Raw genomic sequence first — 12,241 nt, forward strand, 5'->3', positions numbered from 1 at the left:
CGCGCCGCGGAAGGGAGACGGGAATGAGAAAAGCCGCCCCCGAGGGGACGGCTTCCTTGCAGGGCAGTTGCCGCTGCGGATCGGGGGCGGGTTACGATGCGCCCAGCATCACCGGCTCGTCGTCACCGACTTCCTCGGCGGCTTCGGGGTCGAACTCGGCCATGGCTTCCAGCTGGGCCTTGGTGTAGCCCGAGGCCTTCAGCTTGGTTTCATCCGAAGCGTCGGTGGCCAGGTCGGTCAGCGGCAGGGCGACGTCATGTTCGCCGAGGCCCAGGAAGCCACCGATGCCCACGACGGCCATTTCCGTACCGTTGACCAGGACGACATTGTCGATCTCGCCGATCACTTCGCCATCTTCGGCGGCCACTTCATAGCCGACCAGCGTACCGGCGGTGAAGGTCGAGGGCGTCATGGCGTCAACGCCTTCCTCGACGTTCTCGGCCACGTCATTGGCGGTGTCGGAGATGTAGTCGCCGGTGGCGTCCACACCCTCGGCGATCTCTTCGCCAATGGTCTGACCGTCGTTGTCGAGGTCGATGCCGGTCGAGGTGTCGGCTTCAGCCTGGGCTCCGGCGCCCGACTGGTCGATCATCACCTGGCCGTCGGCGGAGGTGTTGCTGCTCACATCGGCCAGCACCGGGGTGGCGGCGATTGCGAGAGCGGCGGCAGTGGTCATCAGGGTCTTAATCGAGGTCATCTGTGATCTCCTTTGCGACTTCCATTTCCTGACCACACAACGGCGATGCCCCCCGGGGTTGTTCCTGAAAAAATTTTCGGAACTTTTCGGAAGGGATGTGCATTGTCCGCGCTGCCCGAAACGCGAAACGGCCCCGGAGCGGGAACTCCGGGGCCGTCGCATCGGTAAGATCGGTAAGTCGGGCAGGCGTCAGTCCCGGTTCAGGCGGTTCTCGATCAGTTCGTCGACCACCGAAGGGTCGGCCAGGGTCGAGGTGTCGCCAAGCGCGCCGTAGTCGTTTTCGGCGATCTTGCGCAGGATGCGGCGCATGATCTTGCCCGAGCGCGTCTTCGGCAGGCCGGGGGCCCACTGGATCAGGTCCGGCTTGGCGATCGGGCCGATCTCGGTGCGCACCCAGGTCTCCAGCTCCTTGCGCAGGGCGTCCGAGGGCTCCACGTCGTTCATCAGGGTGACATAGGCGTAGATGCCCTGGCCCTTGATGTCATGCGGATATCCCACCACGGCGGCCTCGGCGACCTTGGCATGGGCGACAAGGGCGCTCTCGACCTCTGCGGTACCCATCCGGTGGCCCGAGACGTTGATCACGTCATCGACCCGGCCGGTGATCCAATAGTAGCCATCTTCGTCGCGGCGGCAGCCGTCACCGGCGAAGTAATAGCCCTTGTAGTCGCTGAAGTAGGTCTTCTCGAAGCGCTCGTGATCGCCCCAGACCGTGCGCATCTGGCCGGGCCAGCTGTCGGCGATGGCCAGTACGCCCTCGCACTTGGTCTCGTCGATGACGGTGCCGGCGGTCGGGTCCAGCACCACCGGCTGCACGCCGAAGAAGGGCAGGGTGGCCGAGCCGGGCTTGGTCGGCGTGGCACCGGGCAGGGGGGTGATCATGTGGCCGCCGGTCTCGGTCTGCCACCAGGTGTCGACGATGGGCAGTTTGCCCTTGCCGATATTGTCGTTGTACCAGGTCCAGGCCTCGGGGTTGATCGGCTCGCCCACGGTGCCCAGCACCTTCAGGCTGCTCAGGTCGTGGCCTTCGACGTAGCCGGTGCCCTGGCCCATCAGGGCGCGGATGGCGGTCGGAGCGGTGTAGAACTGGTTGACCTTGTGCTTCTCGATCACCTGCCAGAAGCGGGAGGCATCGGGCCAGGTCGGCACGCCCTCGAACATCAGGGTCGTGGCGCCATTGGCCAGCGGGCCATAGAGGATATAGGTGTGCCCGGTCACCCAGCCCACGTCCGCGCCGCACCAGAAGACATCGCCGTCGTGGTAGTCGAAGGTGATCTGCTGGGTCATCGAGGCATAGAGCAGGTAGCCGCCCGAGCTGTGCACCACGCCCTTCGGCTTGCCGGTTGAGCCCGAGGTGTAAAGGATGAACAGCGGATCTTCCGCGCCCATGGGGCGGATCGGGCAATCGGGGGCCACCTGCGCCATCATAGCCTTCACGTCGACATCGCGGTCCTCGATCCAGGTGGTCTGGTCGCCGGTATGCTTGACGACAAGGCATCGCACCTTGTCCGAGCAATGCAGCAGCGCGGCATCGGTGTTGGACTTCAGCGGCGTGCGACGGCCGCCACGGGGCGCGCTGTCGGCGGTGATCACAACCTTGGCCTGGCAATCGTTGATCCGGTTGGCCAGCGCATCGGGCGAGAAGCCGGCGAAGACCACCGAGTGGATTGCGCCGATCCGCGCGCAGGCCAGCATCGCATAGGCGGCCTCGGGGATCATCGGCAGGTAGATGATGACGCGGTCGCCACGCATCACGCCCTGGGCCAGAAGCACATTGGCGAAACGGCAGACCTTCTCGTGAAGCTCGTTGTAGGTGATGTGCTGGGCGGGCGTCTGGGGATCATCGGGTTCGAAGATGATCGCGGTCTGGTCACCCCGGCTCGCCAGATGGCGGTCGATGCAGTTGTGGGCGACGTTCAGCACGCCGTCCTCGAACCACTTGATCTTGACCTGGCCGAGGGTGAAATCGGTGTCCTTCACCTTGGTGAAGGGCTCGATCCAATCCAGTCGCTGGCGGGCCTCTTCGCCCCAGAAGGCATCAGGGGTCTCGACCGATGCCTTGTACATCGCCTCGTACCCGGCGGCATCCACATGGGCGCCTGCAACGATGGCATCGGATGGCGGATAGGTCGTGTCTTTCATCACGGGCTCCTCCTCGCGTGATCTTACGCGTTAGTCATAAGTCCGTCGGCCGGGGCCCTGCAAGCAGGTCGCCCGGCCGACTTTGCGGTTCCGCTCCCCGGAGATCAGATCGCCAGGTACTCGGCGCGCAGCTCCTCGTTGCCCAGCACCTCGGCGGCAGAGCCGTCGAAGACGATGGAGCCGGTGTCCAGGATGACCGAGCGGTCGGCCAGTTCCAGTGCCCGGACCGCGTTCTGTTCCACCAGGATCGTGGTGATCCCCTGCTCCTTGATGATCCGCAGGGTCTTTTCGATCTCGTCGACGATGACCGGGGCCAGGCCCTCGTAGGGTTCATCCAGCAGCAGCACCTTGATGTCCCGCGCCAGGGCACGGGCGATCGACAGCATCTGCTGCTCGCCCCCCGAAAGGGTCACGCCTTCCTGCTTGCGGCGTTCGCCGAGGCGGGGGAAGAGGTCATAGAGCCGGTCCAGAGACCAGCCGATCGGCGGAGCGATCTGCGCCAGCTGCAGGTTCTCTTCCACGGTCAGGCCGGGAATGATGCAGCGGTCTTCGGGCACCAGCCCGATACCGGCCTGCGCGGCCTGGTAGCTGGACATCGAATGCAGCGGCTGGTGGTCCAGCCAGATCTCGCCGTGGGTCACCTGCGGCGAGTTCATCCGGGCGATGGAGCGCAGGGTCGAGGTCTTGCCGGCACCGTTGCGGCCCAGCAGGGCCAGGATCTCGCCCTCATGGACGTTGAACGAGATATTCTGGACGATGTAGCTCTCGCCGTAATAGCTCTCCATGTTCCAGACCGAGAGGAAGGCGGGCGCGGTTTCGGCGTAGTTCTTGCCCTTCGAGAAATCGGGTTTGACGTTCATTGGGTCTCTCCTCGCCCTTAGGCCGCAGCCGTTTCGCCAAGGTAGGCTTCGCGCACCTTGGGATGGCCCTTGATCTTCTCGGGCACGTCCTCGACCAGGGGGGTGCCCTGGGCCAGCACGGTGATCCGCTCGGCCAGCGAGAAGACCACGTGCATGTCGTGTTCGATGATGACGATGGTGATGTCGCGCTTCTGCTTGATCTCCTTCAGCAGGTCGATGGTGTTGTTGGTGTCCGCGCGGGCCATGCCCGCGGTCGGCTCATCCAGCAGCAGCAGGCGCGGTTCCTGAGCCAGGCACATGGCGATCTCGAGGCGCCGCTTGTCGCCGCGCGACATCGAGGCCGCGTGCATGTGCCGCTTCTCGGCCAGGTTCATGTCCTCCATCATCGCCTCGGCGCGGTCGCGGATCTCGGTCTCGCTTTCCACCGACTTGATGCCGTTCAGCTTGAACGCCCCGTCGCGCCTGGCGAAACAGGGGATCATCATGTTCTCCATTACCGTCAGGTCGCCGAAGATCTCGGGCGTCTGGAACACGCGGCTGATGCCCATCTGGTTGATCTCGTAGGGGGTGCGGCCCAGCACCGACTGGCCGTCGAACATGACCGAGCCGCTGTCGGGGATCAGCTTGCCGACGAGGCAGTTCAGCAGCGTGGACTTGCCCGCCCCGTTCGGCCCGATGATTGCATGGACCGAGTTCTCGGCCACGGAGAGGTTCACATCGCCCAGGGCCTGGAGGCCGCCGAAACGCTTGCCGACATTCTTGACTTCGAGAATTCCCATCGTCGCCTCCTATTCGGCCGGGGTGGATTGGGTTGCGGTCTTCTCTTCGGCGTCCTTCTTGCGGCCGAAGAGGCGTCCCAGGCGCTGACCGCCTTCGACAAGGCCGCCGGGCAGGAAGGTCACGACCAGCATGAAGAGAAGGCCCAGGGTCAGGTGCCAGCCGGAGCCGACGAAGTGCTCAAGCACCCAGACGATGGCGTTCTCGAGCCCGTCGGGCAGGGCGTGGAACCAGGAGTGCAGCACCGCCTCGTTGATCTTCGAGAAGATGTTCTCGAAGTACTTGATGAAGCCCGCGCCCAGGACCGGACCGATCAGGGTGCCGGCACCGCCGAGGATGGTCATCAGCACCACTTCGCCCGAGGCGGTCCACTGCATCCGCTCGGCGCCTGCCAGCGGGTCCATCGAGGCCATGAGGCCACCGGCCAGGCCGGCATACATGCCGGAGATGACGAAGGCCGCCAGGGTGTAGGGCTTGGTGTTGAGGCCGGTGTAGTTCATCCGCTGCTGGTTCGACTTCACCGCCCGCAGCATCATGCCGAAGGGCGAACGGAAGATGCGGATCGAGATGTAGAAGGCCACCAGAAGCAGCGCGCCAGCCATGTAGTAGCCATTGTTGAACTGGAAGGTCCAACCGCCGAGGTTCAGCACCTCGGTCGAGCGCATTTCCAGGCCGAAGAGGTTGGTGACGGGAATGCCGCCGTTCTCGGTCGCGGTCTGGCCCAGGATGCGGGGGTCTTCCAGCGTCAGCTGCAGGCCGGTCTCGCCGTTGGTGATCGGCGTCAGCACCGAATAGGCCAGGCGGAAGGACATCTCTGCGAAGGCCAGGGTGAGGATCGAAAAGTAGATCCCCGTGCGGCGCAGCGAGATGAAGCCGATGAGCAGGGCGAAGAGGCCCGCGATGACCATCGACAGCAGGATCGCCGGGATGACGTTCATGCTGAGCAGCTTGAACATCCACACGGCCGAGTAGGACCCCACCCCCAGGAAGGCCGCATGGCCGAAGGAGAGGTAGCCCGTCAGGCCGAAGAGCAGATTGAAGCCTACGGCGAAGATGCCGAAGATCACGAAACGCTGCATCAGGTCCGGGTAGCCCGCGTTGAACTGCGCCATGGCGCTGTCAGCGGGGAAGGGGTTCAGGATGAAGGGCGCGAAGATCACCAGCACGGCGACGACGCCCAGGAGGGTTGCGTCTTTTTTGTTGAGACCCAGCATGGATTTAGTCCTCCATCACGCCCTTGCGGCCCAGGAGGCCACGCGGACGGGTCAGCAGAATGATGATGGCGGCGACGTAGATGATGATCTGGTCGATGCCGGGAAGGATGGATTTGATCTCGTTCATCGAGGCGAAGCTCTCGAGGATGCCCAGCAGGAAGCCCGCGGCGACAGCGCCGGGCAGGGAGCCCATGCCGCCGACGACCACCACGACGAAGCTGAGGACGAGGAAGTCCATCCCCATGTGATAGTTTGGCGAGTTGATCGGCGCGTACATCACCCCCGCAAGGCCCGCCACGGCGGCGGCGAGGCCGAACATGATGGTGAAGCGCTTGTCGATGTTGATGCCCAGAAGACCCACGGTCTCTCGGTCGGCCATGCCGGCGCGGACCACCATGCCGAAGGTGGTGAACTGCAGGAAGGCGAAGACGCCGCCGATGATCACCGCCGCGAAGGCGAAGTAGATCATCCGCCAGTAGGGGTAGATGATGGTGTTCGGATCAAAGCCCAGCATGGCGCCGAAGTCGAAGGAGCCGCGGAAGGCACCCGGCGCGGGGGTCTGGATCGGGTTGGCGCCGTAGTAGTGCTTGATCAGCTCCTGCAGCACGATCGCCAGGCCGAAGGTCACCAGGATCTGGTCGGCATGGGGGCGGCGGTAGAAATGCTTGATCAACCCGCGTTCCATGATGAAGCCGATGGCGATCATGATCGGGATCGAGAACAGGATGGCCAGCGGTACCGACCAGTCGATGATGGCATGCCCGAACTCGGGTCCGAACCAGGTCTCGACGTAGGGGGTCTTCACCTTAAGGGGGTTGCCCAGGAAGTCGGTGCGTGTCGGATCGACGGTCTCGACCGAGAGGTTGAGCAGCTTGTTCAGGGTCACGGCGCAGAAGGCGCCGATCATGAACAGGGCGCCATGGGCGAAATTCACCACGCCGAGCGTGCCGAAGATCAGGGTCAGCCCGAGTGCGATCAGCGCATAGGCGCTGCCCTTGTCGAGGCCGTTGAGAATCTGGAGGATGATTGCGTCCATCGGTCCAACCTTGGCTTTCAGAGCGATCCCGCCCCGGCCGCGACAGCGGTGCCGGAGGGGGGAGAACGGGCGACCCGACGGGGCGGGCAGCCCGGCGAGGGCAGTGGGCGAAAAGATCCGGGCGCGGGCGCCAGGCAGAGGGTCTGACGGCTCTGTCCGGCGGGGGTGGGGAGGCGGGCCCATGGCCCGCCCGCTTGCCCCGGATCCCGCCGTGTCGCGACGGTGTCACCGTGGAGGTGCGGCAGTGCCGGGCCAGGGCCCGACACCACCTGATCAGCCTCTTCGCGTCATGCGCCCGGGTTGCACGAGCCCAGTGCGCCGCCCGCGAACATCGGGTGATCGGGCGCATAGGTGACCTGACCGACCGGGGTGACCTCGACCACTTCGAGAAGGTCGAACTCGGAGGTCGGGTTCTCTTTCCCGCGCACCACGAGCACGTCCTTGAAGCACTGGTGGTCTTCGGCGCGGTAGAGGGTCGGGCCGTTGCCCATGCCGTCGAACTCGAAGCCCTCGAGGGCCTCGCCGACCGCGCAGGGGTTGAACGAGCCGGCACGTGCCACGGCATCGGCATAGAGCAGCGTCTGCACATAGCAGGTGTGCGCGGCCTGCGACGGCGGGAAGCCGTACTTGGTGCCGAAGCTCTTGACGAAGGCCTGGCTGCCCTCGTCCTGCAGCGACCAGTGCCAGTTGGTCGAGCCGAGGATGCCCTTGACGTTCTCGCCGGCGCCACGCGCCATGAGGCGCGAGAACAGCGGCACCACGATCTCGAAGTTCTTGCCGTTGACGACCTTCTCGCGCAGGCCGAACTGCACGGCGTTGGTCAGCGAGTTGACCATGTTGCCGCCGTAGTGGTTCAGAATCAGCACATCGGCGTCGGTCTGCAGGACCGGCGTGATGTACGAGCTGAAGTCGGTGGCCGAAAGCGGGGTCTTGACCGTCTGGACGGTCTCCCAGCCCAGGGCCTCGGTGGCGGCGACGATCGACTCTTCCTGGGTCCAGCCCCAGGTGTAGTCGGCGGTCAGGTGATAGGCCTTGCGGTCAGTGCCATAGGTCTTGGCCAGCACCGGCGCCAGCGCCGCGCCGGACATGTAGGCGTTGAAGAAGTGGCGGAAGCCATTGGCCTTCTTGTCCTTGCCGGTGGTGTCGTTCGAGTGCGTCAGGCCGGCCATGAAGATCACGCCCGCCTCCTGGCAGAGGCTCTGCACGGCGACGGCGACGCCCGAGGACGAGCCGCCGGTGATCATGATCGCGCCGTCCTTCTCGATCATCGACTTGGCCGAGGCACGCGCCGCGTCGGACTTAGTCTGGGTGTCGCCGGTCACGTATTCGACCTTCTTGCCCAGGATGCCGTTCCCTTCCAGCACCTTCGAGGAGAAGGTGTTCAGCATGCCGCCGTCCCCTTCGCCGTTCAGGTGTTCGACAGCCAGCATGTAGGCGCGCAGCTCGTCCGCGCCCTCGTCCGCGTAGGGGCCGGACTGCGGCACGTTGAAGCCCAGCGTCACGGTGCCGCCGCTCGGTTCATTGGTGAAGGCGTGGGCGCCCGTGGTGAAGATGGTGGGCAGCGCGAGGCCGGCGCCACCCACGGCCCCGGTCTTCAGCAGCCCGCGACGGGTCAGTTTGTTGGTCATGGATTCCTCCCTTTTTCAGGTGCGGTCCGGACCTCCTCCGCCCGGCCACTTCACCGGCCCGGACGCGAAGGTCCCGGGCTACGGTGCAATCTGATCATGGCAGAACCCATGAAAACCTCGCAACAAGTCACTTTGAATGCTTGATTTTTTTGTAAAGAAATCCACAATTGTGGTGGGAAAATTGTAAATAAATTCTTTTGCGGCGCAGAAGAACGTTGAAAGTGCAGGGAAATCCATGGCACAGGCAGGCAGGGGGGCGGTTCTGACCGGCACGCGGATCCGCGAAAGGCGCATGGTGCTCGGTCTGCGCCAGGCCGAGCTGGCGAAGCGGGCGGGGATCTCGGCCTCCTATCTCAACCTGATCGAGCACAATCGGCGCAGAATCGGCGGGAAGTTGCTGCTTTCGCTGGCCGAGGCTTTGCAGGTTGAACCTTCCGCGCTGTCCGAGGGGGCCGAAGCGGCGCTGCTGGCGCAGCTGCGCCAGGCGGCGGCGGACCGTCCCGAAGCGGGCGCCGACCTCGACCGGATCGAGGAGTTCACCGGCCGGTTTCCCGGCTGGGCGCAGCTGGTGGCGGCCCAGGGGCGGCGGCTGTCGACGCTGGAACGCGCGGTCGAGGTGCTGAGCGACCGGCTGGCCCATGATCCCCACCTTGCGGCCTCGCTGCACGAGGTGCTCTCGACCGTCACCGCGATCCATGCCACGGCCGAGATCCTGGTCGGCGAAGAGGGGCTGGAGCCCGAGTGGCGCGCCCGCTTCCATCGCAACATCCACGAGGACAGCGCCCGCCTCGCCGAGGGCGCGCGCCGCCTGGTCGAGGATCTGGAAGAGGGCGAGGCAGCTCAGGAGGCCGGCTCTCCCCAGGAAGCGGTCGAGGGCTTCCTCGGGGCGCATGGCTTCCACTTCCCGGCGCTGGAGCTTGAACCGGAGGCCGATGCCGCGGCCCAACGGGCGGCGGTCGAGAGGCTGCTTGAGGAGGGCGCGGGCCAGCTCGGCTCGGGCGCGGCGCGGCTGATCGCGGGCCGGGTGCTTGAGCGGTACGCGGCGGATGCCGCGGCGGTGCCGCTGTCGGCGCTGCGTGCGGCGCTGCCCGAGGGCGGCGCGCTGGACCCGGTGATGCTGGGGGCGCGCTTCGGCGTCGACGCGGGGCGGATGATGCGCCGGCTGGCGATGCTGCCCGGGCCGATGCTGGCGGACCGCGGCATCGCTGCCCCGGGACTGGTGGCCTGCGACGCCTCGGGTACGCTGATCTTTCGCAAGCCGCTGGACAGTTTCCCGCTTCCCCGGTTCGGCGCGGCCTGTCCGCTCTGGCCGCTGTTCCAGGCCCTCAGCCGGCCGATGATGCCCATGGCGCAGGTGATCCGACTGGCCGGGCGTTCCGAGGGGCTGTTCCTGACCCATGCCATTGCCCAGCCCTCGGGGGTTCCGGTACTGAACCGCGATCCGACCTTCGAGGCCCATATGCTCGTCCAGCCCAGCCCGGCGGAGGCGTCCGAGGATCTGCCCCGCGTCGGCGTGACCTGCCGGATCTGTCCCAAGGCCGGCTGCCGTGGTCGGCGCGAGCCCTCGATCATGGCCGAGGCCGGGGCCTGAACGGACACAGGGGCGGTGCGCCTTCCAAGAGTGCTGACAGGTCCTTTGGCGGTGGCCATTAGGCCGGGGGCTGTGGTCGACCTGCATCCGGTCTTCAGAGGGGCTCGGAGGGTGAGCCCGTACGGGGGATCGCCCGGATCCATCACCGAGCCCGTCACGCTGGCTGGCTTGCCCTGGATCCTGCATCGAGACCGGCCCGCTGCCTTTGCCGGGCGTCTCTTTCGCGGCCCTCAACGGGGATGTCACACAACCTTCGCCGCGCCCTTCACGCTGCCTTCACCGGCCTTTCGCGCCGACGTTGCTTGGCCTTTTGCGGGTCCCCTCAGGACGTCGGCGGGACGCGGGCTCGGTCTTGACACTCCGGGTCGCCTGGGGATGCTGACCCGAGGCCAGAGACCCGTGGTTGGCGGCTATGCAAATTGCAAACTGCGCTATGCAAACTCGGGAATGCAAACAGCAAACTGCAAACCGTCCCTTTGCAAACTGGATGTCCGATGACCATTGACCTGCTGCTCTTCATTCCCGCCTGTTTCGCCCTGAACCTCGCGTTCGGGCCGAACAACCTGATGACGCTGACCAATGCTGCGCAACGCGGGGTCGGTTTCGCCCTGCGTTCGGGGCTGGGTCGACTTCTGGCCTTCGTGCCCATGATCGCCCTGGCAGGGTTGGGGCTGGGATTGCTGCTGCAGGCCTCGGCGGTGCTGTTCACCCTGGTCAAGCTGGCCGGGGCCGCTTACCTGATCTATCTCGGGGTGAAACTTCTGCGGGCGGGGCGCGGTTCGGCGGCGTCGGTGGTGCCTGCGAGCCGGGGGGCGGCCTTCCGGCGCGAGATAGTGGTGGCCCTGTCCAATCCCAAGGCCATCCTGATCTTCGCGGCCTTCTTTCCGCAATTCGTTGACCCGCAGCACTACGCCCAAAGCTATGTCACGCTGGGCCTTGTCTTCCTGGCGCTCGAAGCCTGCGCGATCCTGGTCTATGCCTGCGCCGGCCATTTCGCCGCCCGCGCCGCCGGACGCCACATGCCGGCCATCAACCGGATCTCGGGGGGCGGCATGATCGTCTTCGGTCTGGCGCTGCTGTTCACCCGCCGCGCCGCTGGCTGAGGCCGCGCTGCCCGGGCCTCGGGGGCCTGCGCAGGATGATGCTCCGGTCGGGGCAGGGTGACCTGAATGCCGGAGCGATATGGAGGGCGTGCCTGAGGGCAAGCGCGACCGGCGGCGCGGGGCAGGGTTGCGGGGGCTCCCAGTCTGGCAGTCGGTGCCGTGCCCGGGCGAAACCGGCGCTGGCGGACCGGAGGGGGGCGCGATGAGGCTCCAAGTGGGGCGGTGTGTCCCGTGCGTTGGCAGTATGGATGGCCTGGTCGCACCTCTAGGTTGACCGGACGCCCGCGCTTGGATCACGGGCGATCCGGCCGGTCAGTCGGCGCCGCAGCGGTGAGGGCATGGCGTCACAGGGCCGGAGGGGCCGCACGCCGTGATGCTCCGGGCAGCACGGGGGAGGTCGCGCATCGGGGCGACTCTGTGGAGATGCTGCGCGCGTTAAGGTCACCAGGCACTCCGCACCCTGGCCGGGAGGCGAGGCAACCAGACAGCCAGCGTCGTGCCGGATTGGGGGCAGATCCATCGACCCGGAGCAGGGGTGGGCAGTCCATGCCAGAGGGAAATCAGGTTCACCGAGCCGCACGGCCGCAGCCTGCGTCGTGCCAGAGCAGCAGCAGGCCGACCCGGAGCAGGGGTGGGCGCTTCGTGCCGGAGGGAGGTCAGGTCCATCCAGCCTCTGACCGCGGGGCATCGCGCCTGTCCGATCAGGACCGAAGCGCCGGGCCAACCATACCCCTGCGAAGATCGCGCTTCCCAGCAGGGCGGTTCGGCTGCTATCACCTTCCGGCATTGCTCTGCAGGGAGGGGAGGACCTCATGGGCAAGTCCGTACTCGTCATCGAGGACGAACCGAATATCATCGAGGCAATATCCTTCATCCTGTCACGGGACGGCTGGCGCGTGGCCAGTCACTCGAACGGGGTGGATGCGGTCGAGGCTGTCGAACATCGCAAGCCAGACCTGGTGATCCTGGATGTCATGCTGCCGGGACGTTCCGGCTACGACATCCTGCGCGAGTTGCGGGCGCGCGCGGATACGGATCAGTTGCCTGTCTTGATGCTGACCGCACGCGGGCAGACCAGGGATCGTGTCCTGGCCGAGGAAATAGGGGCGAGCCGCTTCATGTCCAAGCCCTTTTCCAACGCCGAGGTCCTGGAGGCGGTCAACGCGCTGATTGCCCCGTGAGCGGGGGCGGGC

Annotated in this window: 10 protein-coding genes; 3 read left to right on the forward strand and 7 right to left on the reverse strand. The window is 66.0% G+C overall.

Annotation, left to right across the window (positions count from 1 at the left end):
• Positions 1-91: 91 nt before the first annotated feature.
• The 7 genes from OS124_RS25830 to OS124_RS0100705 all read right to left on the reverse strand — a co-directional run bounded on the left by OS124_RS25830 (position 92) and on the right by OS124_RS0100705 (position 8,354).
• Positions 92-697, reverse strand: a complete 606-nt coding sequence (locus OS124_RS25830; RefSeq protein ID WP_010137322.1) for a PRC-barrel domain-containing protein — start codon at positions 695-697, stop codon at positions 92-94.
• A 189-nt stretch (positions 698-886) separates the two neighbouring features.
• The gene (gene acs / locus OS124_RS0100680; RefSeq protein ID WP_010137323.1) at positions 887-2,839 is read right to left on the reverse strand and encodes an acetate--CoA ligase; all 1,953 of its coding nucleotides are present in this window, start codon (positions 2,837-2,839) and stop codon (positions 887-889) included.
• 104 nt (positions 2,840-2,943) lie between these two features.
• Positions 2,944-3,699: an ABC transporter ATP-binding protein gene (locus tag OS124_RS0100685; protein WP_010137324.1), complete on the reverse strand. Its 756-nt coding sequence runs from the start codon at positions 3,697-3,699 to the stop codon at positions 2,944-2,946.
• Between the two features lie 17 nt (positions 3,700-3,716).
• Entirely contained in the window at positions 3,717-4,478 is a 762-nt protein-coding gene (locus OS124_RS0100690; protein ID WP_010137325.1) for an ABC transporter ATP-binding protein, read from the reverse strand.
• 9 nt (positions 4,479-4,487) lie between these two features.
• Positions 4,488-5,690 carry a branched-chain amino acid ABC transporter permease gene (locus OS124_RS0100695; protein ID WP_010137326.1) on the reverse strand — a complete coding sequence of 401 codons (1,203 nt, stop codon included), beginning with the start codon at positions 5,688-5,690 and terminating at the stop codon, positions 4,488-4,490.
• Between the two features lie 4 nt (positions 5,691-5,694).
• The gene (locus OS124_RS0100700) at positions 5,695-6,726 is read right to left on the reverse strand and encodes a branched-chain amino acid ABC transporter permease (RefSeq protein ID WP_010137327.1); all 1,032 of its coding nucleotides are present in this window, start codon (positions 6,724-6,726) and stop codon (positions 5,695-5,697) included.
• Positions 6,727-7,013: 287 nt separating this feature from the next.
• Complete coding sequence (locus tag OS124_RS0100705) at positions 7,014-8,354, reverse strand: substrate-binding protein (protein WP_010137328.1); 1,341 nt, start codon at positions 8,352-8,354, stop codon at positions 7,014-7,016.
• A gap of 235 nt (positions 8,355-8,589) precedes the next feature.
• On the opposite strand from OS124_RS0100705, the gene OS124_RS0100710 reads away from it, so the two are divergent.
• The 3 genes from OS124_RS0100710 to OS124_RS0100720 all read left to right on the forward strand — a co-directional run bounded on the left by OS124_RS0100710 (position 8,590) and on the right by OS124_RS0100720 (position 12,229).
• Positions 8,590-9,945 (forward strand): helix-turn-helix domain-containing protein, encoded by a 1,356-nt coding sequence (locus OS124_RS0100710; RefSeq protein ID WP_010137329.1) that lies wholly within the window; start codon positions 8,590-8,592, stop codon positions 9,943-9,945.
• A 494-nt stretch (positions 9,946-10,439) separates the two neighbouring features.
• On the forward strand, positions 10,440-11,048 hold the full coding sequence (locus tag OS124_RS0100715; protein ID WP_010137331.1) for a LysE family translocator: 609 nt from the start codon (positions 10,440-10,442) through the stop codon (positions 11,046-11,048).
• 812 nt (positions 11,049-11,860) lie between these two features.
• Positions 11,861-12,229 carry a response regulator transcription factor gene (locus tag OS124_RS0100720; protein WP_010137332.1) on the forward strand — a complete coding sequence of 123 codons (369 nt, stop codon included), beginning with the start codon at positions 11,861-11,863 and terminating at the stop codon, positions 12,227-12,229.
• The last annotated feature ends 12 nt before the right edge of the window (positions 12,230-12,241 follow it).

The sequence above is a fragment of the Oceanicola sp. S124 genome, assembly GCF_000220565.1.
Lineage (GTDB): Bacteria > Pseudomonadota > Alphaproteobacteria > Rhodobacterales > Rhodobacteraceae > Pseudooceanicola.